Source organism: Sphingopyxis sp. H115 (assembly GCF_001468465.1).
In the GTDB taxonomy this organism is placed as follows: Bacteria; Pseudomonadota; Alphaproteobacteria; order Sphingomonadales; family Sphingomonadaceae; genus Sphingopyxis.
The window spans coordinates 1-22,784 of record NZ_LNSA01000021.1 but is presented as its reverse complement, the minus strand read 5'-3'; the positions used below and the strand labels follow the sequence as shown (position 1 = coordinate 22,784).

The 22,784-nt window shown below is 59.2% G+C and carries 23 protein-coding genes and 1 tRNA gene; 16 read left to right on the top strand and 8 right to left on the bottom strand.

Annotated features, from left to right (window positions below; all coding sequences use genetic code 11):
• Positions 1 to 27: 27 nt before the first annotated feature.
• The 4 genes from ATE71_RS14755 to ATE71_RS14740 all read left to right on the top strand — a co-directional run bounded on the left by ATE71_RS14755 (position 28) and on the right by ATE71_RS14740 (position 1,894).
• Complete coding sequence (locus tag ATE71_RS14755; protein WP_414892953.1) at positions 28 to 891, top strand: double zinc ribbon domain-containing protein; 864 nt, start codon at positions 28 to 30, stop codon at positions 889 to 891.
• Between the two features lie 4 nt (positions 892 to 895).
• A complete protein-coding gene (gene grxC, locus ATE71_RS14750; protein ID WP_058804133.1) occupies positions 896 to 1,156 on the top strand; it encodes a glutaredoxin 3 in 261 nt (86 codons plus the stop codon).
• A gap of 1 nt (position 1,157) precedes the next feature.
• A complete protein-coding gene (locus tag ATE71_RS14745; RefSeq protein ID WP_058804132.1) occupies positions 1,158 to 1,628 on the top strand; it encodes a DUF1178 family protein in 471 nt (156 codons plus the stop codon).
• A gap of 189 nt (positions 1,629 to 1,817) precedes the next feature.
• Positions 1,818 to 1,894: transfer RNA gene (locus tag ATE71_RS14740), tRNA-Arg, on the top strand.
• On the opposite strand, the gene ATE71_RS23175 is transcribed toward ATE71_RS14740, so the two are convergent.
• On the bottom strand, positions 1,853 to 3,496 hold the full coding sequence (locus tag ATE71_RS23175) for a recombinase family protein (protein WP_414892972.1): 1,644 nt from the start codon (positions 3,494 to 3,496) through the stop codon (positions 1,853 to 1,855). The two genes, ATE71_RS14740 and ATE71_RS23175, sit on opposite strands and share 42 nt — an antisense overlap.
• Positions 3,497 to 4,097: 601 nt before the next feature.
• Here ATE71_RS23175 and ATE71_RS14735 point away from each other — a divergent pair.
• Complete coding sequence (locus tag ATE71_RS14735) at positions 4,098 to 4,337, top strand: hypothetical protein (protein ID WP_058804131.1); 240 nt, start codon at positions 4,098 to 4,100, stop codon at positions 4,335 to 4,337.
• 335 nt (positions 4,338 to 4,672) lie between these two features.
• Here the strand turns inward: ATE71_RS14735 and ATE71_RS14730 are convergent, their stop codons facing one another.
• The 3 genes from ATE71_RS14730 to ATE71_RS14720 form a co-directional block, all read right to left on the bottom strand.
• Positions 4,673 to 6,370: a hypothetical protein gene (locus ATE71_RS14730; RefSeq protein WP_160328046.1), complete on the bottom strand. Its 1,698-nt coding sequence runs from the start codon at positions 6,368 to 6,370 to the stop codon at positions 4,673 to 4,675.
• A gap of 121 nt (positions 6,371 to 6,491) precedes the next feature.
• Positions 6,492 to 6,776: a hypothetical protein gene (locus ATE71_RS14725; protein WP_058804129.1), complete on the bottom strand. Its 285-nt coding sequence runs from the start codon at positions 6,774 to 6,776 to the stop codon at positions 6,492 to 6,494.
• Positions 6,773 to 7,387 (bottom strand): hypothetical protein, encoded by a 615-nt coding sequence (locus ATE71_RS14720; protein WP_082665224.1) that lies wholly within the window; start codon positions 7,385 to 7,387, stop codon positions 6,773 to 6,775. The genes ATE71_RS14725 and ATE71_RS14720 overlap by 4 nt, the downstream gene beginning before the upstream one ends.
• A 267-nt stretch (positions 7,388 to 7,654) precedes the next feature.
• Between ATE71_RS14720 and ATE71_RS14715 the strand changes: the two genes are divergently transcribed.
• Positions 7,655 to 10,150, top strand: coding sequence for a MobA/MobL family protein (locus ATE71_RS14715; protein ID WP_160328045.1), 2,496 nt, complete (start codon positions 7,655 to 7,657; stop codon positions 10,148 to 10,150).
• A 90-nt stretch (positions 10,151 to 10,240) separates the two neighbouring features.
• Here ATE71_RS14715 and ATE71_RS21775 read toward each other — a convergent pair whose 3' ends face one another.
• Complete coding sequence (locus ATE71_RS21775) at positions 10,241 to 10,993, bottom strand: GGDEF domain-containing protein (RefSeq protein WP_082665223.1); 753 nt, start codon at positions 10,991 to 10,993, stop codon at positions 10,241 to 10,243.
• A 114-nt stretch (positions 10,994 to 11,107) separates the two neighbouring features.
• Positions 11,108 to 11,416 (bottom strand): hypothetical protein, encoded by a 309-nt coding sequence (locus tag ATE71_RS22240; RefSeq protein ID WP_152998801.1) that lies wholly within the window; start codon positions 11,414 to 11,416, stop codon positions 11,108 to 11,110.
• 191 nt (positions 11,417 to 11,607) lie between these two features.
• Here ATE71_RS22240 and ATE71_RS14705 point away from each other — a divergent pair, with 191 nt between their 5' ends.
• The 6 genes from ATE71_RS14705 (at position 11,608) to ATE71_RS14685 (ending at position 16,938) form a co-directional block, all read left to right on the top strand.
• Complete coding sequence (locus ATE71_RS14705; RefSeq protein ID WP_058804126.1) at positions 11,608 to 12,489, top strand: 3'-5' exonuclease; 882 nt, start codon at positions 11,608 to 11,610, stop codon at positions 12,487 to 12,489.
• Between the two features lie 273 nt (positions 12,490 to 12,762).
• Entirely contained in the window at positions 12,763 to 13,263 is a 501-nt protein-coding gene (locus ATE71_RS14700; RefSeq protein WP_058804125.1) for a hypothetical protein, read from the top strand.
• Positions 13,264 to 13,350: 87 nt separating this feature from the next.
• On the top strand, positions 13,351 to 14,199 hold the full coding sequence (locus ATE71_RS14695) for a hypothetical protein (protein WP_058804124.1): 849 nt from the start codon (positions 13,351 to 13,353) through the stop codon (positions 14,197 to 14,199).
• Between the two features lie 336 nt (positions 14,200 to 14,535).
• Positions 14,536 to 14,847, top strand: coding sequence for a CopG family transcriptional regulator (locus ATE71_RS23170; protein WP_152998800.1), 312 nt, complete (start codon positions 14,536 to 14,538; stop codon positions 14,845 to 14,847).
• Entirely contained in the window at positions 14,844 to 16,007 is a 1,164-nt protein-coding gene (locus tag ATE71_RS14690) for a DNA cytosine methyltransferase (RefSeq protein ID WP_058804123.1), read from the top strand. The genes ATE71_RS23170 and ATE71_RS14690 overlap by 4 nt, the downstream gene beginning before the upstream one ends.
• Positions 15,997 to 16,938 carry a NotI family restriction endonuclease gene (locus ATE71_RS14685; RefSeq protein ID WP_235588033.1) on the top strand — a complete coding sequence of 314 codons (942 nt, stop codon included), beginning with the start codon at positions 15,997 to 15,999 and terminating at the stop codon, positions 16,936 to 16,938. Before ATE71_RS14690 ends, ATE71_RS14685 begins: the two co-directional genes overlap by 11 nt.
• A gap of 229 nt (positions 16,939 to 17,167) precedes the next feature.
• Here the strand turns inward: ATE71_RS14685 and ATE71_RS22230 are convergent, their stop codons facing one another.
• A complete protein-coding gene (locus tag ATE71_RS22230) occupies positions 17,168 to 17,782 on the bottom strand; it encodes a hypothetical protein (protein WP_152998799.1) in 615 nt (204 codons plus the stop codon).
• Between the two features lie 127 nt (positions 17,783 to 17,909).
• Between ATE71_RS22230 and ATE71_RS14675 the strand changes: the two genes are divergently transcribed.
• From ATE71_RS14675 to ATE71_RS22220, 4 genes are all read left to right on the top strand, one after another.
• Positions 17,910 to 18,962: a hypothetical protein gene (locus ATE71_RS14675; protein ID WP_058804120.1), complete on the top strand. Its 1,053-nt coding sequence runs from the start codon at positions 17,910 to 17,912 to the stop codon at positions 18,960 to 18,962.
• A complete protein-coding gene (locus tag ATE71_RS14670; RefSeq protein ID WP_058804119.1) occupies positions 18,931 to 20,397 on the top strand; it encodes a hypothetical protein in 1,467 nt (488 codons plus the stop codon). The genes ATE71_RS14675 and ATE71_RS14670 overlap by 32 nt, the downstream gene beginning before the upstream one ends.
• A gap of 234 nt (positions 20,398 to 20,631) precedes the next feature.
• Positions 20,632 to 21,081 (top strand): hypothetical protein, encoded by a 450-nt coding sequence (locus tag ATE71_RS22225; protein WP_152998798.1) that lies wholly within the window; start codon positions 20,632 to 20,634, stop codon positions 21,079 to 21,081.
• A 202-nt stretch (positions 21,082 to 21,283) separates the two neighbouring features.
• Positions 21,284 to 21,763 carry a hypothetical protein gene (locus ATE71_RS22220; protein WP_152998797.1) on the top strand — a complete coding sequence of 160 codons (480 nt, stop codon included), beginning with the start codon at positions 21,284 to 21,286 and terminating at the stop codon, positions 21,761 to 21,763.
• A gap of 125 nt (positions 21,764 to 21,888) precedes the next feature.
• On the opposite strand, the gene ATE71_RS14665 is transcribed toward ATE71_RS22220, so the two are convergent.
• On the bottom strand, positions 21,889 to 22,784 hold an 896-nt coding region (locus ATE71_RS14665; protein ID WP_152998796.1), incomplete at its 5' end, for an MFS transporter.

Sequence of the window (22,784 nt, the reverse complement as noted above, 5' to 3'; positions counted from 1 at the left end):
TCCCCGGCGATGCTTCACAAGCGGGTGATGGCGATGGCAACGGGGGAAGCCGAAGAAAACGCCGCGGCCGCGGGGCCGCTGCTTCATGGTGCGCGCGGCGCGTTGCGCGCGATCGTCGACTATGCCTTGCCGCCGCGCTGTCCGGGTTGCGGCCTGATCGTCGGCGAGGACCGGCAATTTTGCCTGGCGTGCTGGTCGTCGCTCGATTTCATGGGCGGACCCGCCTGCACCCATTGCTCGATCCCGCTGCCCACGGCGCTACCCGGCGCCCCGATGGCGTGCGGCGCATGTCTTGCCAGCCCGCCGCCGTTCGAGGGCGCCCCGGCGGCGGTCGCCTATGGCGCGGTTGCGCGGACGGTTGCGCTGCGGCTCAAATACGGCCGGCGGACCGGACACGCCCGGTTGATGGCGCAGCTGATGGCCCGGCACCTCGCGGCGTTGGCCGACGATGCGGAGATGCTGCTGGTGCCGATCCCGCTCCATCGCTGGCGGCTCTGGTCGCGCGGGTTCAATCAGGCCGCCTTGATGGCCGATGAATTGGCGCGGATCGCGGACACGCCGCGTGACCATCATTTGCTCCTGCGCACGCGCGCGACGGTGCCGCTGCGCGGGAAGGGCCGCAAGGAACGCGAGCGCGTTGTGGCCGGGGCGTTCGCGCTCGCGCCTGACGCGAAATTGCGTGCGGCAGGAAGACATGTCGTGCTGATCGACGATGTCCATGCCAGCGGCGCGACCTTGCGCGCGGCGGCGCGGGTTTTGCGGCGCAGCGGCGCGGCGCGAGTCTCGGCCCTGACCTGGGCGCGGGTCGTTCCCGACGCGCTGATGACGGGCAACATATTTGACTTTGCGACGTTGGATTCCGATATGAGAGATCAAGCGATGACAGGATAGCCAGATGGCCAAGATTGAAGTTTTTACCAAATTCCTTTGCCCATATTGCACGCGCGCGAAGGCGCTGCTCGACCGCAAGGGGGTCGAATATCGCGAGATCGACGTGACGATGGACCGCGCCGGGTTCGCCGCGATGGTCGAACGCGCCGGCGGTTCGCGAACCGTTCCGCAGATTTTCATCGACGACAAACATATCGGCGGCAGCGACGACATGGCGGCGCTCGACGCGCGCGGCGGGCTCGATCCTCTGCTCGGAATCAGCTGAATTGATCGTCTTCGACCTTTGCTGCGCCGCCGGCGGCCACCGGTTCGAAGCCTGGTTTGCAAGCAGCGACAGCTTTGCGGAACAGCAGGGGCGCGGGCTGATCGCCTGCCCGGTATGCGGCGACGACGAGGTTCGCAAAGCGGTGGTGGCGCCGCGCGTGGGTGCCAAGTCGAACCAGCTCTCCGCCGTTCCCACCCCGCCGGCGGCGGCGCCCTCCGCCAGCGAGGCGTCGCCCGAACTGGTTCGCAAGGTGATCGCCGAGATTGCGGCAAAACAGGCCGAAATGTTGCCGCGGTCGCGCTGGGTCGGCCGCGATTTTGCCGATGCCGCGAGGGCGATGCACGAAGGCCGCGTCGCCGAGGATCTGATCCATGGGCAGGCATCGCCCGAAGAAGCGCAGGGATTGCGCGACGACGGGATCGCGGCGATGCCGCTGCTGGTGCCGATCGCGCCCCCCGATGCGATCAACTGACCGCCGGGACGAACCCCCGGCGCCGAAGCCCGCAGTGCCCGAGCCCGTTCCGCTTTGCCGATACGAAGAGCTGGCGCAGCGCGAGAACCGAGCGCGCGCGACCGTGCGTGCCGCGCGCCGACGTGCCGGTCCGTAAATTGATCGAGCCGATTGACGCTGTGCGTCGCCCGCCGCTACACGAACCGCGGCGCACCCGTAGCTCAGCAGGATAGAGCATCAGATTCCTAATCTGGGGGCCACTGGTTCGAATCCAGTCGGGTGCACCATTTCCGTTCAGCTTTGGGCACCAAGTGCGGCGGAGTGCCGATTGCAGCTCGCGACAGAGCGGCTTTTGATCCGGAGATACGGATTTCCCTATGTCCGACTTCGACGCGATCAACGAGCAGACGGATATAATCCCTTCGCGCTGCTGAGGCCTGGCCGCGCAGCTTATTCCGCATCAAGGAACCGAATTTCTCCACGATCTCGGGGGTGATGCGACGCTCACCATCATCAATTTGCCGTTCCAAGGTTTTGATGTCGACGGTGATCGCCCGCTTCTGCGCCGCTATGTTGGCAATTTCGGCGGCGATTTGCGGATCGTCGGGGGCGTAAAGGCCGGAGCGAACCAGCTTGATCACGTTGGCGCTTTCGCCGTCTAGCAATGTCAAGCGAGCACGAAGCTGCTTCAGACCTTCGCGGCGACCGACCTGAATTTCTTCGCTGCGATCGATCCAAGCGGATAACAGCGCTTTGAGCCGGTCGGGGCCGAGAACATGTTCAGCAACAGCGTCCACGACCAGACCGTCGAGCGTATCCATTCGAATGCGCCGACCGGCACATTCCGTTGCGCCGCTCGCGGCGCGCTTATGGCAGGCATAGTAGCGGTATCGGCCACTCTTGCCAGTTGACGTCGTCATGCCGCCCCCGCAGCCGTCGCCCCCGCACCCGCAGATGACGGAGCCTGTCAGAAGGTTGCCGTTGGTCTTGACCGCAGCAACTCCCATCTTTGGATCGCGCGCAGTCATCTGCGCCTTGGCGGCATAGAACAGCTCTTCGCTGATCAGCGCAGGAACCGGGATCGGCACCCATTCGTCCTCAGGACGCGCTTCGCCCGTGCGGGAGTCGCGCTGATTATAGAATGCGACGCCGATGTAAGCGGTGTTGGACAGAATGGCGTGGACGTTGGACACGTTAAACGGCTTGCCCCGAAGACGCTCACCTCTTTCGTTCAAGAGCTGGGCTAGCTTGGTGATGCCAATTGGTCGGCCCCTGTATCCCTGCACGTAAGTCACGAAGACAAGGGGAGGGATATGCTGGGTCTCGGGATCAATCACGAGCCTTCTACGGTCTTTGCCCTTGGCTTGAGGGACAGCGACAGTTTTGTAGCCGATTGGCGGTGTCTGACCGTTCCAAAAGCCATTCACAGCATTAGCCAGCATCGTGCGCTTCACGTGCTTAGAGTTTTCTGCGCTATGATATTCATCGAACAGCGCGAGCATGCCGACGGACAAATCCGCAGCGGGATCATCGCCGAAGGCCTGGGTGATGGAAATGATCCGCACTTTGTGTCGCCGAAGCTTCTCTTTGTATTGCATGAAGTGAAGCGCGTTACGGAATAGCCGCGATAAGGAATGAACGAGGATGATATCGACGGGTCTGTCGTCGCCCATGGCGAGGGCTATCATCGCCTGAAACTCGGTTCGCCCATCCTTGGTGGCGCTTGCGCCCGCGTCGATGAAGGTTGCGGCTTTGCAGGCACCATGTTCGGCGATCCAGCGTTCGGCCCAATCGATCTGATCTGTGATCGACAGCTCATTGTCCGCCTGCTTGCGCGTGGAAACACGGGCATAGATAGCCACCCGCTTTCCCTGATGATCTTTACTCATGCGGGCTTACTCCAAACAGCTCTGCGATCGCGATGCCGAACCATCGATCAATGAGTTCGGCCTCGGCCGGAATCGACGACCATGAATCATCGAAGTGGTAACTGACAAGAGGAAGGACCGCGTCGTTCGTCTTGATGTGCTGTCGCGTTCTGGGACGCGCTCGGGATGGCTTTGTCTGCATCCCCAGTTTTTGGCCCGGCTAGGAATCGCGTAAGCGGAGGGTCACTGGCGTCAGGTGCGCAAGCGGTGATGTGATCGCTGTGTGTCACCTACGTCATCATCAGCGAACGTCAGCATCGGGATTGAAATTCATGTTCGGTTTCGGTGAGACGCAATGTGCAACGGGTGCAGCCGAAAAATCGAATTAGAGTGATGATCAGGCAAGCTGTTTCGCGAACGATTTGCCGTAACCGCCATGGAAAATAAGACCATGACCACTCTCTTAAAGTGCTGAGCTACGTTGCAAGCGTAACCACTAGGCTAGTGCGGTCGCCCTCTCATTTTTAGCTTCGCCCCTCCTACAGATCGCAAAAAGACTACGAAAGTTTACTATTTTGCAGTATGAGACGCGAACTGCGGGTGACACATCGGAGTGAGCACGATGGAGCCGAATCTGGAGGATGTTGGGGAACAGGCGCTTGCGGCGGAAAGACGCTACGGCGACGACGCTGTCAAGATGATCACCGTGCGGATGATCGAGTGCCTGAAACTTAGAGAATATGTTGAAGCAGGATTTTGGTCTGCGGTTGCAAATCAGTTAAGCGGTGTGCAATCGATTAAAACCAATTTTTCACCTATTTCGTTTTCCGAGGAAATAAAGCCGCAAGCGAACGGGTGTTAGCGACCAAGTCGCTGATAATCAAATTGACTTTATGGCTTAACCGCTGAATTCATCTTCGATCGGTTGGCGTAGGTTCGACGCGGTCGAAATCAGCTGTATTGACTTCCAAAACCAAATGCGTATCAATGCATGACCGGCCCGCGACCTCCCGGCTGGTCAAGCTTCTTTTGCGTAGCCATACCAAAAGAACAGAAAGGCCTCGCTCAAAAGCGAGGCCTTTCTTGATCGCGGGCAAGCGGAGTGTTCAGCGCCGTTTTTTAAAATTACCGCGGCGCGAGCGATCATTGGGCTCATTCATCAGCGCGGACAACGACCTGTGCGACATCATGCAGCAGTCAGCGACGTGCCGCATGATCGATGAACGCCAAAGGTCGTGTCAGAAACTCATGCATCGGATCGGTAGCGTGCGCCGTGACCATCATGGCGTGGTCGCGACCGCAATAGGCTGCCTCAATATCCAGCGTCATGGAGCATCCTTGTCGCCGAGGACCTGTGCTGAAATTTGGGCGCCCGGATAAATGGGGCTCCCATGGGCTACGCCCGATTACACTAGCCGGGGAACCGAGAGGAAATGCCCTGCGCCCGCTTTGGAGCCCCAGATTCTCGGCAACCGCCTGCAGCTGAAGTTTCCGATACTGACCGACGTCATCACCATCGTCCCTATACCATAGATGCGGATGCCCTTGGGCCGAGAACCCGCGCTGTCCGGGGCTTCGGCGCTTGTCGGCCTTTTCCTGTCCAGTTTTGCAAGCGCGCCGCCCGAAGTCCTTGCGCCTCCAAATATCGTCCAACATGTCGTCGTCGAAGACCGTCTTGAGGCCATTTCGATCCTTAAGCCCCGTCAGAAGTTCCTCGGTGATTGGGACCGCTGCTGCAGGTTTGGCGTCAACCAGCCACATCAGGGCCAAAGCTCTAATAAGGTTTGCGAGATCCTTTTTCGAAGTTCTGTAGCTAAAGGACGTATTTCGTGCGCCGGAGAGCGGAAGCGACGCAGCTTCGCAGAAGCGGCTTATTTCGATGAGATTGACGGCCACATTTTGTTGCCGGTCGAGCGACCAGAGCGTCACGGCAGGTCGTTTTTGGGCCCATGCCGCCTCGCTACCATGCTTCTCGATCCATGCCGCTGGATGGGCTCGCAGATTATCTTGTGTCAGTCGGGTCTCGAATTTACTCGTCCCCCGAAATATATCTGGCAGCTCATTTCCACATTCGAGGAGGATTTGAGGCAGGTGCGACGCCGCGGCGAGCGACCAGGCCCCGCCCATGAGGGAATCTCGCTCTGCGAAGACGCGAGTCGGCGGAAGTAGGACCGTTGTCTGTAGAGGCATCATTTCGAGCAATCGGTCAGTCTGAACATCGTTTGCCGTGAAGGCCTCCGAATTTGGTCCAACCGTGATGCTGTCGATGCCCTGATGCATGGTCATAAAAGTGCCGTCGTCGCGATAGGACATCGCACACATCGCTCTGTCGTTCATCGACAGTCGGGCGAGTTCGGCATGAGCCGAGAGTGCGTTGGCTGGCGCCAGAACACGACGCATGTCGCGCTTCCGCCAGAAGCGGGTGACTTCGTCGGGCCACCCTGCTCGGGTGCGCAATTCTGGCGCTAATGCGAAGGCGGCGCGGAAATCCTTGGCGAGCAGAAGTTTGCCGACAAGTGGCTGCTCGCCATTATAAAAGTGGAGGAGCCTCGCCAGATCTCGCGGCGTGTGACCGATGAGAACCTCAAAGATCCATTCCCTGTCAGGCTCATTATCAGGATCGTCGTCGATGGCATAGTCAGCCGATGATGGAATTGACCGCTCCTCAGGCTCGTCCGGCATGATCCTGCATTGGCGATAAAGACCGGACTCGATTTCCGATATGCTCATGTCCGGGTGGAGCAGGGGCGATCCGGGATACGCTTCGCGAGGCAGTCCGGCGAGGATGCCGAGGTGAGGGGCGCGAAACATTCCCCACTCGTCGAATGCGCCGGCCACTTCGGAAGAATAATCCCATCCCTCGCGAAGCAGGGCAACTATGCGTCGCTCGCTCACGGACTCACCGGCACAGATAGTCTTGTAAATTTGGCGGTGGCGGGCTACCCACTCAATAGACGATAACATTGGCATCCTAAAAGACTCCTTTGACAAAAGTCTCCTATTCTAGGATTTCCACCTATAGGTCGGCAAGCAATCGGGATATTTTTTCCAAATCTTCCGTTAGTCTGTGATCGTCGGCATCGATCCATAAGTGCATTTCCTCGATGACGAGGCCGAGATATTCCGCCGTCTTTTCGAATTGCTGCCATAAAGTTATGTTGCGTGGATCGTGCTGTAACTGGGACTCGCACGTTCGCATTTCGCCAGTCAGCTGCGCCGCATAATCCTCAAGTTCGCGATAAGAGCCAAACACGCGCTCGTCCGAGCCGAGCGTCAGCTTGACACTGCGTTGACCGCTCATGATCCTTCGACCCCGCCCGGACGAAGCCGAAGATTTGCATCGTGCGTCTTCAGCCAATCGTGCGCTGCGCCGCGTGTAATCTTTCCGGTTGGCTCCGCGACATTCAGATATTCGGCAGTGCGCGCAATCAGGAAATATTGTCCGCGGGTCATTGGTTTGGCGCGCCAGCTTTGCGTCGGTTGTGACGCCTCACGATCGGCCCATCGTGCACATTCTTCGGCATAGGCACGGCGTTCACGATCAAGAATGATCGCTTCGCCTTTGCGGTGCCATTGATCGAAGTTCGCGCGAACCGCGGCGACCTCGACCGAGAGATTGTCGGCGTCGCTTGACCCCACGGCATATTGCGCGAGTACCGCGGTGTATCTGTCCACCGGCAGACTGCGGAGATAAAGGCGGGCTGACGCCATCTCGCCTGTATAACCAGCGCGACGATCAGCCGCGGCGAGGGTTCTGGCGTGCCAGTTTTCGTGGCGGGTTATTTGGTCAATGCCGCTTCGGGCGGAACGCTTGGCTTTTTGAATGGCCGCGAGTTCCTCGCGGAGTTTCGCTTCCCTGGCTTTGGCGTCCGCGAGTTTGCGGCGCCGGCTCACTTCGTCTTTGTCGAACATTGTCTGCCTCCTTCAGTGGGGCAGTCCAATTAGTGCAGCGGCGCGCGTACCGAGCGGAGGGTCACTTCGCGAGGCAAGTAGCAGATCGGTGACCCTCCGCATTTGAGCGTGAGCGAAGTTGTAAGCTTGAATCCGAAGCAAAATCCCAAACTGATAGGCAGGAAGGGAAGAGGGGGGTGGGAGTGCGAAAGAAACGTTGACCGGGGTCAACAGGCCCATGGCTTTCGTCCCACCCCCCTCTTTCAAGCGAGTAAAATGGCGCAAAGCATGCAGTTGATCGGCGAAGATGGCGTAATGGCGCAGGCCGATGCGCGGGCCTTCGCAATTCTCATGGCGCCAAACCGCACCGCGCGCCGATTGCAGGCAGCGGACCGCACGATCGCAGGCGCGATCAACCGCGTTGCAACGATGCGCCGCAGGCGCGAGGCCGGGGCCGAAAAAGCTTACGCCATCGCCGACCGAGCGTTGCAGCGCGAGCTTGCCGAAAGCATTGCACCGGGATGGGGGCGCACGTTTCGGGTAAAGATGCAAAGCCCGCCATTCAGATCGGCATCCGACCGTAAAATCAGCAGATCGAAAATGGCGCCTTCCGCTGCTCGCCCGCTACGTCGATATCAGACCCCGCTGATCGATGCTCGCGGCCGTGTCGCGCTTTATATGAACGTCACCTACAAGGGCTTCAACTCGAAGGGTTGGCGTTCCGGCCTTGCCGCAGCCCACATTGAGTATATTTTTCGCGATGGGTCGCTCGAAGAGGGCGATGTTCAGCTGGCCCATCCGATCAGCAACATGGGCGAGAGCGTCGAAGAAATCGAAGCGGCCTGGCGCATGCTGGAGGCCGTCGAGGAAGGCTATCGGGCCAACGCCAAAGTCCAGTATCGCGTGGTGCTGAACTTGCCGCATGAACTGAGTGCCGGGCAGCGCCGTTCGTTCGTATACGAGTTCTGCGAACGGACTTTTGGTCGGCTCGGTTTGCCCTATGCTGCCGCTCTCCATGTGCCGGACGAATTGAGCGATCAGCGCAATGTTCACGCCCATATCGTGTTTTCGACCCGGCCCTGCGAACGCACCGCATCCTATCAGTGGGACCTCGCGGAGGAGAAGGTCAACGGTCTCACCGACAAGGCGGGCCTGTTCCGGCTGCGCGCACTCTGCGCGGCGCATATGAATCAAGCCTGTCGCCACGCGGGCCTAGCAACACGCTTCACGCATCTTAGCTATCAGGCGCGCGGTTTGAATGCCCAGCGCCAGGAGCGGGTGGGGCCGCAACGCATGGCGGCATTTGACCGCGGCGAAACAGTCGCGGTGATCGAAAACAACGCCCACATCGTGACGCTCAATGAATTGAGTGTCGCGACCGACAGCACCGCCAAAAAACTTGTCCTAGCCGAGCGTGAAACCGCGCTGCTGGCGAGTAGCGTCGAGATCGCGGCGAGACGGCGCAATCTTGCCGCGCAGCGCGATACGCTCGCCGAATTCACAAGACGTATTCGCGCGGTCGCTATTTCCTCGCGTCGCCGCCCCTTACCGGACGTCGCAATCGTCCGCGACATTGCGTCGGGCGCTGCCAGTGTCCGAACGGTGATCGAGGCACGGGCCGCTCATAACGTGCCAATGAACCGCAGCGCCGACGTGCAGAGCATCGCGGCCACCGTCCGACGGATGATGGCGCAACGGATATTATTGGAAGCGCGCCGCACAGGCATTGATCAGGCGGTGACCCAGCTTGGGGCTATACGCCAGCGGCTGGATCAGAATCGGCTGGCCACTGCCACTGCCACTGCCACTGCCACTGCCGCCGCCGCTGCCGTCAATGAAGCGGGTCGCTCGGTTTTGCTCGGGGCGAAAGTGGCGCCATACCTGACGGGCAGGCTCGGACTTGAGTTGGATATATCGCGGCTCGATGGCGCTGAGGCCGCGCGTGTGCAGGCTATGGACGAGCATGCGCGCCGCGCTGCTCTCTCCGAGCGCCATCGCAATGATCGCCGAACTGCTGCAGATATTGCAGCAGCAGCGGCGGCGGAGGCCCAACAGGCGCAGCACCAGCGTGCTTGGATTGATTTCGTGGAGGAGCTCCGCATTAAGCGGCGCTACATTGCGATCAAGGACGGAAAGCCGGTGTGGCGTCCATCAACGCTTGGCCGTCATGGACTTGCACCCTCCGCAATCCTGCCGGCGGAACTCGAGCGCGATGTTCAGGAAATTCTGCAGCGGCAGCACGCCGAGATTTCGCAGATTGCGGAGTTTTCCAAAACAGCTCCGGGAAGCATCCACAATGTCGACGGTAAGTGGTCGGCGCCGGAGCACGCGCCTGCCGATATTAAGCGACTTGTCCAAGCATGGAGTAATGAACCGCGCATGCAATCGGTCTGGGAGCGCGAGGCTCGGTCCGGCGGCGCGCGCGCATATGTTACCGGCTCCTCCGGATCGGCTGACCCGTCGCCTTCGATTCCAGATGGCCGGCAGACCGCGCCGGTAACGATCAAGAGGGACGCTGAGATCCCTGCCTTGGGAGATTCGCCGACGAGCGCAGCGGGACGGAGGCCCGCGTCGTCCGAGATGCCGGTCACCCGGTATGAAGAAATGCTTGTCGCGGCAGCCGAAGCGCGCCGACGCCGCGACGCGCGTTGGCTCAAGACGCGGCGGATCGATATCAATGTCGAGATGTCCGTCACGCCAGAATCAATCAGGAAAGGTCTGGAAGAGAGTCCGCCGCAAGTGGTCACCCGCCCGTTCCCGAAAGGGCCGGGCCTTGGACATTAGAGTCAGCATGCATCGATCCGTTCCAGAAAACGACCAAATCGGGGAATTCTGATTTTCGCAGTTTGGGCGCACTCGCGGACGAGACGGGCTTTATGCTGCAGCGCCTGCTGCGACTGAATAGGAGTTTCGTCCCTCACGTTTGCAATTGTAGAGCTGTTCGTCGGCGCGCCGCAGGATGAAATCTATCTTTTCCGCGCGGCTGCCGATGGCAACGCCGAGGCTCACCGTCAATGGGATCGAATGGCCTTGATAGACACAGGGCAATTGTTCGACCGTGCTGCAGATTGATGCCGCCAGGCTGCGGGCGTCCGCCAGGCTTGTCCAGTCGGTCAGTATCGCAAACTCATCTCCGCCCAGCCGCGCGACGGCCGCCCCTCCAGGGCTGAGCTCCATGAGTATGTTCGAAACGTGCTTGATCGCCTCATCGCCCGCGTCATGGCCCAAATTATCGTTGACGCTTTTGAAGTGGTCGATGTCGGCGAGCAAGAGCAGGACGGGCTGGGCCATCCGGGTGTTGCTGGGCTGATCCCTAATTTTCGCTGCGGCTGCTTGGAGTGCACGACGGTTCAATAGACCTGTCATTTCGTCATGGTCGGCCAGCCACTCGACTTTGCGGTGCAACTTGAAATATCGGAAATTTTGCCAACCTACCCATAATGATATCGGCGGCGAAATTAACATAGGGATCAATAGTGCCGCGACGATCGAGCGGTGATAGAGGTCAGGTGGGAGATCGCTACTTATCCAGGAAACGATGGCCACCGAAGCCGTCATCGCAATTATCATGATGATCAGACCTCGGACTGCGAGATTGAAGATCAATGTTTTGCTGTGAACGGGCATCGTTCTCGGTCTCCCATCTGGCGGGAACCAACATTACGCTTTGTCGCTAGCGAACGGCTTAACAAAATCCGGAAATGTTGCAATCATCATGTGGCGGACTGCGCTCTTACCCGGTCACGCCGCCGGTGATGATTTTGTATGTCCTGAGATTCGAAGCCGGGCGATTTCCTGCTCACGGGCATCGCATAGTTTAATCGCTGTACTTTTCAGGCTCCAGACGACCTGATGAAGGGCAGAGCAGAAGCACTCCAGATCCTCGCCCGCAACATACCACATGGCGATGGGGCAACTGGTGCAGGCGGCATCCGGCTCATCGACCGAAAAGCGAGGGTTTGCGCTGTTCCTGTCGGCCTCGAGAGTTTTTAATGTTGGACTTTCGTAAGCGCCGGAAGGCGCTGCAATCGGCGTTTGTTCAAATGCCATGACTATCATCCAACAGGTTGATTCCTGAGGACCTTTATCGGCGGCCTACCTTAAAAGTCCGTTTCTCCATCTGACGGCCTGCGCATGTGCCCGGGATGGAAAAGCTGCCGCGACCGCGTCTCCTGCAGCCGGGTGAAGAGGGGAGGAAAAGCCTCGCCTCCGCTCGGCGGTAAGCAAACAGGAGAAAATCCATGACCATCCATAACGACGCCGCCTCGTTCGAGGCGGCGTTACGTCTCTGCGCGTCGCGCGAGGATGTCCGCATCCTCCGCCGCGTGCGGCCGATTTCCGAACTTGCGAACGACGGGCCGCCAATCGGGCCGACACGGCGCATTGCCATCGTCGATACGGAAACGACCTCGGTCGATGTCCAGACCGCCGAGGTCATCGAAATCGCCGCCGCGGTAGTGCTGGTCGACGACGCCGGAGAAATGCGTGCTGTCGAAGAAACCCGGCGCGGCCTCCGCGATCCCGGCATTCCGATCCCGGCCGAGGTGCAGCGGCTGACCGGAATATCGGACGACGACGTGGCGGGAAGGGCGCTGAACGTGCCGCGCTGGGAAGCGCTGCTCGGCGGCTCTGACCTGATTGTCGCGCACAATTCTGCCTATGATGCCCCAATCGTTGAACGCCTGTTGCCGGGGATCAAGGCGCATGCTTGGGCCTGTTCGATGCGCGAAATCGATTGGGCGGCGCATGGGTTCGATGGCGCCAAACTCGGTCACCTCCTGATGCAGATTGGCTACTTCACCACCGGGCATCGGGCGGACGCCGATGTGATCAGTCTCGCACATCTGCTGACCCATCGTCCGGACGGCGTGCGCCCGCTTATGGCGGAGCTGGTTGCGCGGGCCGCGCAGCCGTCGCTGCGGATCGAGGCGACGGGTGCGCCGTTCGACAAACGCCATCTCCTCAAGGCGCGCGGCTATCGCTGGGATGCGCGCGAGAAGGTCTGGTGGCGCGAGATCGCCGAAGCGGCGCATGAGACGGAAGCCATGTGGCTCGCGCGCGATGCCGAGCTTCGCGCCACACCGCGCGTGACCCGGCTCAGCTGGCACACCCGTTATCGATAAAGGGGGAGGGCCTCGCTGCTCCGGTCCCCCTCAGCAGCGAGGCCTGCGAGCGTCCATATCCCACAACGCTTCGCATGAAGGGGAGGTCGCAATCTCTTCCTTCAGGGATCGGCTTAGCCTCAAATTTTGAACATCCGGTAAATCGACGGCCTCCGGCCATCGAATGGCGCCTTCAGGCGCAAGCCACCGCCAATGCGGGGGAATTGAGCACCGTGAGAGAGCGGAAAAAGGCTCCGGCCAAAGCGGCCGTCACCCAAGAGTAAGGAAGATAGAATGAACGACACCATGATGCAGTCGCTGCAGCACCAGAAACACGCCTGGGCTCTGCGCCACGAAATGGGCTTTCCGGCAGACCACAAGCTTACCCCGTCAATCGAATTCGGCACCGGTGGCGCGATCGACGGCGGCATCGTGCGCGAACTGGTTCTCCGCGCGATGGAGCGGGACCAGGACATCATTTATGCGGGTCAGGCACATGCCGGCATGTCCGAGCCCCATGAATATCTGGCAGTTATGCGCAACCAGCATTTGATCCACATCTTTCGATGCCGACCCTGGTCGGACGACAGCAATGCGCCGGTCATATTGGTGTCGGAATGCGGGAAAGTTGCGGTTCGGCTGGGCAGCGATGGCGCGTTCGAATGTCTGGCGGGAGCGCCCTTCGACATCGCGGGCGGGCATTGTAGAGCCTTGGCCCGCATAGAACGCGTCGCCGCCGAGACGCGCACGCGTATCAAGACGCACATGTCTCAGCCGCGCGCCAGCGACAAATAATCGGGGCCGGTGTCGGCACCCATCATTCTCAGAACCACTGAACACCGCGGCGGGCCGAGCCTGCCACGCATTCCAAAGGAAATATCTATGAAATACGAACCCCGTATCGGCGTTGAACGCCGACCGCGCTCCTATATCGTGCTCGACGTCGAGTCCGCCGTTATCGATGAAAGCGGCCATCGCCGTTACCAAGCCACGGAACGGTATAGCCCCGGTAACGACAACAACCAGCCTACGCGCCGCGGTTATACCCGCAGCGAAGATCCGTTGACCTGTCCGCGCTGGGTGTTCCAGACCATCGTCACCGCCTCTGTCATGGTCCTGACCGAGCATGACGACGGTAATCTGGATATCGCGCAGTTCGTGACGTTGAGCCAGCCGGACCATGACGAACGGGCAATCGTGGCCGGCCTGTTTCAGCTGCTGCAGGCCTGGCCAGACGCCGAGCTCGTGACGTGGGCGGGGATGGTCCACGACATTCCGCTGATCATGATGGCGGCCTACAAGCATGGCCTGACCCTTCCCCGCGGCTGGCGCTGGCTGTCGTTCGGCGGCAACGATCCTGCTCGCCATCTCGACTTCGCGCGCATCGTGACCGGTGGGTTCAAGATGAAGCCAATCCATCTGGCCGAGGTCTTGGCTGCGCTCGATATCCCGGCCAAGATGACCGCACCGGCGTTCGCAGTTACTGGGCTCATCTACGCGGGCGAGTGGGATGCCGTGCAGGAAGCATGCGAAAGCGATACGATTGGCGTCGCATGGCTGCTGGCACGCTGGCGGCGGTCCCACGACGGGCGCGCTGATGTCGATGTCGCGACGGATCGCCTCCTTCGACGGATAATCGAGCTACGCGAGGGGCGCGGCTACGTCGCCGAACTGCAAGCGCGGCGACGACGATTTCTTGTCGAGGCAGGTCGCCGGGCGATGGCGGCCTGATATCGCCCTGTCTTAATAACGCGAAGCGGACCGATTGCTGGTCCGCTTCGCGCTTGATGACGAACGTAAAGGTCTTAGCTCCTATCTTCTGAAGACGGTTCGAAGAGTAGGCCGCTCGATCGCTGCCCGGAATGGCGCCCGTTGCACACATCATAAGGGCTTTATGGGCTGACCTAGCTTATCCTTCGATCCACACACGACGGATCGGACGTCGGTCGGCATCCGGCTATCCCCAGCCGGTGAAAGACGCGGGCGACGGGATTTATCTTACCTTCAGTCTGCCGGTCATGATGAGCGGTTCTTGTCTTTTGCCGGTTTGACGGTATACGCACGTTCATGATATGTTCTCATCAATATCAAACATCAAATTGGAGACATTGTTCCTTGCCCTGGGCCATTTCATTGCATACGGTGATGCACAGTGCTGCACCTTGCGGCTTTGCGAGGGATGTAATGGCGTCGAAGAATCGGGTCACGGTGAACCTGTCAGATGACGAAGCCGTCCAGCTTTCTGCCTTAGCAAAACGGGAAAAGGCTTCGAAAGCTTGGCTAGGCCGCCGTGCGATCTGCGACCTTCTTCAACGTGCAGGAAACGAAGATCAAGAGCAATCGCTCACCTTAGTCGCCGGTAGAGGGGGAAAGCGATGAACAGGCGCGAATTGACGGCAATCGACCTCTTTTGTGGCGCGGGCGGCCTGTCGGAAGGGTTTAGGCAAGCCGGGTTCCATGTGCTGGCCGGACAAGACTTTGACGACATTGCTGGGCGAACCTTCGCGGCGACTCACCGGGAAGCCACGTTTATTGGTGGGCCGATTCAGAAAATTACGCCGGAACAGCTTCTGGATGTAGCTGGGATTGCGAAGGGCGAACTTGATGTAATTGTAGGCGGTCCGCCCTGCCAAGGGTATTCAGTCTATAACCATCATCGTGGCGCACAAGATCCGCGCGCGGGTCTTTTCAGGGAATATCTGAGGATAGTCGAAGGGATCATGCCGCGCTGGCTGGTCATGGAAAACGTGACCGGGATCACATCAATTGCTGGTGGCGCGATCGTCCGTCAGATTTTCGCGGAAATTGAAGCCCTCGGCTATCGGGTTGAAATGCGCGTATTGAAGGCTGAAGAATACGGCGTCCCGCAAGAGCGCCGCCGCGTGTTCTTCATTGCCACGCGGACGGGTGCGCCGATCCTTTTTCCGAATGCGACGCACGGTCCCGACCTTGAACCCTTCGTTACCGTCTGGGATGCCATTTCCGACCTTCCCGTCATCCGTAATGGCGACGCGATTGTTCCGCGCGACTATGCTTCGAGTCCGAAGAACGGCTACCAAGCGATCCTGCGTGGTGATTGCCGGGAACTGTTCAATCACGCACCGGGTCGGCTGGCGCGGATCAATGAAGACCGCATGAAACACATTCCGCCGGGCGGATCGTGGCGAGACATCCCCCGCGAACTGCTTCCGTCCGGGATGCAGAAGGCGAAGCGCAGCGATCATACAAAGCGTTATGGTCGCCCCCGCAAGACGGACCTGTCGTGCACAGTCCTGACAAAGTGTGACATTCACTGGGGTGCATATATCCATCCTGTCCAGGACCGTTCGTTCACGGTTCGCGAAGCAGCACGACTTCAGTCCTTCCCGGACTTCTTCGATTTTCAGGGAAGTCGGACCGAGCAGTATGTTCAGGTCGGCAATGCGGTTCCCCCATTGCTCGGTCGAAGGGTTGCGGAATCGCTTATCCTCTCCGATACCATGACGCTGGCGCCGGGGCGCGCTGCTCATGGACACGAGGGGGTGGCGGTTGCCGTGTGATCCGGAAACAATAGTCGGCGAAATTTTGGGACAAACGGCGCGGAAGGGGGCTGATCCTTCCGCGACGGGTTTCATTTGCCCCTACATCAAAACCCGCTGCCCGAAACGTAGCACCCAGCTTCCCAACGAACCCTATCCTGTCTGCACACTCTGGCGGCGGTCCGACGGCGAGCCTGATCCGGCGGAAGACCTGATCTTCGTTTGCCCAAAACGCTTTTATGCAGTCGACTTTCTGACGGAAGTTGTCGCGCATTGCTGGCCCGGCGACGCGCCCAAGAACCCCATGGTCGCGCCGGAGGTGAAAATGGCCGGGTTCGGCAATGTCGATTTCGTCATTGCCGACGTTCAAGATGACGGTGAAGTGGACCGGTTCCTCTCCGTGGAGCTTCAGGCGATCGACATTACCGGCTCAATCTTCCCAGCCTATCAGGCAATCCGCGCCGGGACGGACCTGCCCAAACGCCCAACTTATGGGCTAAATTGGGATAACGTATATAAGCGTTACATTACGCAACTGATCCGGAAGGGCTACTTCCACCATCATTGGAAGTCCAAGATCGTCGCGGTGATCCCGGAACAGGTATATCGCTATATCGTCGCGCGCGCGGACTTCATCCGTTCGGCGGATGTGAAGAACGCGCAAGTGAATATCGTCTTCATGACCTATCGGCTGGAAGCCGATCCAGCCCGCCCCGGCGAATTCCGCCCGACACTGGTGACGGTCGAAGGCACAAGCCATTCCAGCCTGCAGAACGCGATCTTGTATCAAGACGCGCCGGCAAAGAACGCTTTCACCTCGCAGATTAAGCGTTCGCTGGTCCGCGCGGTAAACCTTGCCGATCTAATCGCACAAGGCGAAGTCGGCGCAGATGACGGCGAGGCGCTGACAGAGAGCGACGATTCTGGAGCCGAAGTGGAGGTTAGAGAATAGCGGTATTTGGACCACGATTGCTTTCCACGTCCCGACCACTTCGGCGCCGCCTACCATGTGCCATTGCGAAGCTGCTTGGCTTCGATCCAGAGAGTGGAGCTGCTACGTTGACGAAGGGTCCCGATCGGGACCGCCACAAGTTCCCAATCTGCAGGCCGAAAGCTCGCCGGGTGGAAATGGACCGCGACAGCGGATTATCTTTCGTAGCCGTCATGTCCGATTTTATTGACTAGTCATCCTGATAACCCAAATCTTTCAAGATTCCAGCCCATTGGTCGAGCACATCTCCAAATGCAACATAGCCTGGTTCCGCCTCTTCAGACGGATGCTGGCGCAACGAGATGTCCCACCACGTCACGTCCTTGTATTTGTGCATGAACGCGAACAGCTCGAGTCCGTCTTTGCAAGCTTCATGTTCGGCCTGGAGAAACGGAGGGTAGAAGCTGCTGGGGCGGGCCAACCCCATCGGCCAGCCCGTGTCGCGGTATTCCGCATGTTTTGTAGTGTTGGCTATCGCCTCTATTGCTGCTTGCCATCGGACCCGCTGTGCCACGAGCGCAGGAAACTCACTAACAGATGCCAGAACCGATGGCAGGGCTTTCCCGCCGGTGCGCAAATCGCGTGTGAGGGTTTTTCTCGTCCAATCGCGTAACGCTACCACGGCGACACAGAAGTCGAGAGCTGAATAAACTACCGCCTCGGGATCGCAGGGTCGGGTGAAAACGGCGTCTTCATACCGTGCAAAGTTCCAATCGACCTTTCGATACTTTTCCCAAGGTGAGCGAATGGATGTCAGAAGCTCCGGGTGCATTTCCCATTCATGGGCTTTCGTGCGTCTCGACATTTGACTGAGTTAGACCTCGGAGAGCAGAAAGTCAGCGATTTGCACAAAGATTGCTCCGCAGTGGACGATTGATTTGCGCGGGGACCGCCGCATCACTAGATATCCCGAATATTGTAGGGAGGACATATTGGCATTTATTCGGGAAGACGAACTCGCGCAGCTTCGTATCGAGAATATGATCCTTCATGTCGTAGGGGATGAAGAGTTTCAACCTCAGGCGGCCCGCGGCGTCGAACATTCGGCTTTTTTTATTGAGCGCATTCGCGATACCGATGTCGCACCTGTTTTTGAACTTCATCCTGACTCGCGCACTAAGGTACAACTTGAGCGGATGGCTCGAGGTGACGATGCATTCGAGATCGGCGGGCAGGCTCTGTCTCGGGAATTTGCGCGTTTCCATCACGGCGGTAGCCGAGACGGCGCGTTTTTCATTTTCGAACTACGCACCGCGGATCCGGCGGTCCGCATCTACAGCCTTATAAAATATGACTATCAGGAGGTCATCGAACGGCAAGAGGAGGAGGGCGCCAATCTCCTCCGATTGATCGTTCAAGCGTTCGTTGCCGACAAACGCGCGATCCAGAAGGCCGCACTAGTTCGCGTCGTAAATGGCACAGCGGAAGCGGCAATTTGTGCGCGCGATCGGATGAAATCCGCACCGGACATCGGAGACTATTTCGCCAATTACCTTCACGTCGTCCGGACGAGGACCGACGAGCAACTCACGCAGAAAATGATCGAAGCGGTGAGCAAAGTGCTGAAGGATATCAGGGAACTGCTTCCGGACCAGAATGTGCCGTTAGCATTTCGCGAAGCCAAGACCGCGCTCGCCGGACGGCAGCGCATCGACGAGGCTGCGATCCAAGATGCCATTCTCGCCGCCGCTGGAAATCCGGAAGACGAGGATGCGCGATCCCGCATCCAAGGCGCCGTGCGGCGCAAGATGCGGTCAGCGAAACTTGAAGGTCTCGAGTTTCCACCTGATCGGCAGCAATTGCGCAACCCCGCCATACGTCGTGTTCGGACGACCGAAGGCGTTCTCCTGTTTTATCCCGACCGGGTAGGCACAACCAACGTCGAGCGTATCTCCACTGCCAATGGGGGCGAAGTTATCACGATCACAACGCGTCATGTCGAGGAGGATAGCATTGTCCATAGAGAACCTCGCAGCGCGGCTTGACGTTCTGGATGCGGAAGGGGCGGTCGTCGCCGAGGCCGAGCACTCGGTCGCCGTCTCTCGCCTTGAAGCCGCGGTCGCCGTCGAAGTGCTCAATTTGGCCGAAGGACTCGATTGGCCAGCGCATATCTTCGATGCAGCCAACAGCGAATGGACTGCTGAGACGATTCATGAGGATTACGGTCCCTTTCAGGTCATCATCGACAAGCCGACGGGGCCAAAAAATGACCTACGACTACTAACCAATGTCGGGTTTAGCGAGTGGCTCGCGCGCGATGATGCGCGTAATCATTGGCAGGTCGCGCGGCTCACCCGCTCGATCTTCGCGCAAGGGCTTTGCGTAACGGCTTGGGATGTCGATGTCGTCGAACCGCTCGTCGATGTCGCACAGCGCAGCCCTCGAACGCTGGTCAGGGAGTATCAGGGACAGCGTGGAGTGCCCCAGTCGCTGGGGCGCTGGTTGCTGCGCGAAGGGGAGACGATCACGCTGGAAGATGCGAGCGCTTCCGTCTGGAGTCGGGTCGCTGCTCGCAACCTCATACTTGCTCTGCCTGACGAATATGATTCCGAACGGCAGATGCTGCGCTTCAAGGGCCCTCCGCGTCTCGATCTCCAATTGCCCGCCGATCACGACCTCATCACCGCCCTAGAAGCCAAGGGCTTCGCAATGTTGCAAACGGCGCTGCAGTGGGTGTTCGAAGTCGAGCGTGAAACCGAGATGCGCCATATCCTATTGGCCACTGAAATCGCACGTTGCGGCGGCAGCGGTGAGGAAGCTTCCTCGTTCTTGCGCGAAAATCTTAGCGCCGCGTTTGACGGTGCACGAACGGCTTATCAGATCCAGCTTGCCGGTCTTAGCAGTGACACGCTCAAGGTGCTGGCCGAACTTCGAAAAAGTGTCACCGACGAAACCGCAAAGGTCATCGAAGCGACGAGGCAAATCATTGGCGCCGTCGCAGGGGCCCTCGCGGTTGGCGTTGGCCTCATTGCTGCGCGCATCACAACCACGACGAGTCCGTGGCTCATCGCCATCGTCATGGCGATCGCGGGCATCTATGTCGCGATCACGATTCACTCCGGCATTTCTTTCATGCAACTCCAGCGAGAGGTGCGGTTGCAGTGGCAGCCGCGGCTGTATCGTTTCCTCTCTAAACACGACTATAAGGCACTCGTCAGCGATCCGACCGGCAAAGCGGAAGATATGTTAAAGATGTCGGCTAAACTCGGCGGGCTCGCGGTGATGTTAACCGCGACCGCGATTTTATTCGTGCCGTCCGCTGACTCGCCCAAGCTTCCTGCAGGAAGCGCTCAGTCCGTCACGAAGTCTGGCGATGCAACAACTGCAGAAAAGGACGAGGAGCCCGAGCCAGCGGCGCCTCTAGCCGCTCCCGCGCAGCGCGACCAGGATGGAAGGGTGCCGCCGAAGGTTGCCAAATAGGATTGCTGTCACGGTATGATTAACTCCGCACTACAGAAATTTCCCAGCGACTTGAGTGCCCATTACTTTCACTTCGGGTGCACCATCCTCCATTGTCCGCTTGGGCGCGATATTGCCGCGAGCAGTACGCTACGAAATTCCTTGGGCCGGGCCCATCTTGCGGTGCGTTGGGTTAGAAATCGGCCATTAACCTACCGGCTCTATCGTAACGACCTTCGGCGATTTGGAGAGCATGTGAAACTGCACGCGCTGTTGACGTCGCTACTTTTGGCTTTGACCGCCTTCCCAGCATCGGGGCAAACGTCTGCTCCACGACAATTGACGGAAGCTTCCACGATACGTGCTTTGCTATCGGGAAAATTTGTCGGTTACTCGCTGCCAGGATGGGCCGACACGGAAATATGGGAAGGGTTTGAAGCAGATGGCACTTGGACCGGAACCCTTCTGGGGCGGGGACCGGTGCCCTTTTCCGGGCGTTGGAAAATCCACCGCGAACAGATCTGTGTGCTACCCGATCAGGAAAACCACGTGGCCACGTGGTTTTCTGGATGGCGCTGTCGTGTTATTTGGATTGATGAAAATGCCGAGCGCCTATCGATGGAATATCTCGATCCCCGACGCGCTTCTTTCGGAGCCCTGATGCTGGAGGTTAGAGATTTTCCGTCCAGCGTACAGGTTCGCTAGCGGTCGGTTGTGGCCATCCCATCCAACTCGGAGATGATGTCCACACACGACCAATTGCGGAACGTCTCGACTTTCAGCGATCATCTGATGCAGGCACCCAAACGAGGTTCTCTCAATGGCTAATTGTTTTGCAGTCTTGGCCGTTGCCTTAGGCGCGTCGTTATCGATGCCAGCGGAAGCTTGCTCACTTATAGGCCCTCCTGTGACTGAAACGATAGTCAAAGTTGCTAGTCGAGGATTGCTGATCAGCGGGCAGGTTATTCAGTCGTTTGACCCGGACAAGAATCGACCAGAAATTATCCGCGCCGATCAAATATTTATTGGTGAAGGACGCCCGAGAGATTTCGTGATCTATCGTTCGCCATCGTTCTTTGAACGGGCGAGAAGCCGACGCGATGGAAAACAGGGCGCCAATTGGCGCCTACCTTCATGTCCCGAACCACGAACTTATAACTTAGGGGAGTCTTTTGATCGGCTCGTCCTCGTACCCGCAGTCGGCGATAATGGTGGAGAGGTCACTGACAGATGGTCGGTCGAGTTTTGGGGTGGCAACGTCACTATGGGGAAAGCACTCGACCTCCTTATTGAAGAATCCGAGTTGAAGGGGCGTTTCCAAACTCGTCCACCAAAGAGCCGACAGTGGGGTGACTGCATGGAATGTGGTGTGCCGTATGTCCGCTAACCACCACCCGTTGCAGATTCCGGATGGCGGCGCTTGAGCGCTAGGCGCAGTCTAGAGAGCAATAGCGAAACGGTATTGTTCATTTTCGCCGGTCGCGGCGCACCACTTCGGAACGAAGCTGATCATCATGGCGGCGAGGGCGCCCCGTGCCTGTCGGGCGAGGCTCGGCTATTCGAAGCAAAAGGATCTTCCCGCAACGAACGTCCTGCCGTTTCGGGCATGTACCGGAGCGCGACGAGCCCGACGAGGCAGGCCAGCATCATATAATAAGCGGGCATCAGTGGGTCGCCGGTCAGGCTGATCAGGCCGCTTCCGATCATCGGCGCGGTGCCGCCGAAAATCGACGTCGAGATATTATAGGCGATAGCGAAGCCCGCGAAGCGCACCGCGGTCGGGAACATCGCCGGAAAGGTGGCCGAGATCGTCGCGAGCTGGGGCACATAGAGCAGGCCGAGCGCCATGAAGGCGATCAGCGCGCCGGCGAACCCCGTCCCCATCAGCATATAGAGCGGCACGACGCCGAGCAGCAGGCCGATCAGCGACCAGCGCCACATCGCGCGGCGGCCGACGCGGTCGGACAACGCGCCCGCGAAGGGCAGGAAGACCATCATGAAGAGCATGCCGACGATCGGCACGAGTAGTGCCTCTTCGTTCGACAGGCCGATGCGCCGCTGGAGATAGGTCGGCATATAGCTGAGCAGCGAATAATTGACGACGTTCAATGCGACGACGAGGCCGCCGACGACGAGCAGCGGGCGCCAATGGTCGCGCACCAGGGCGACAAGGCCCGGCGGTTCGCGCCGTTCCGCCGAGGCCATTTCCTCGCGGAAAATCGGCGTATCCTCCATTTTGGAGCGCACATACATGCCGATGAGGCCGATCGGACCCGCGATCAGGAAGGGAATGCGCCAGCCCCATTCGTGCATCGCCTGATCGCCGAGGTACAAGGAATAGCCGAGCATCAGCGCCGCGCCGAACGAAAAGCCCGCGAGCGTTCCGAATTCGAGGAAGCTGCCATAGA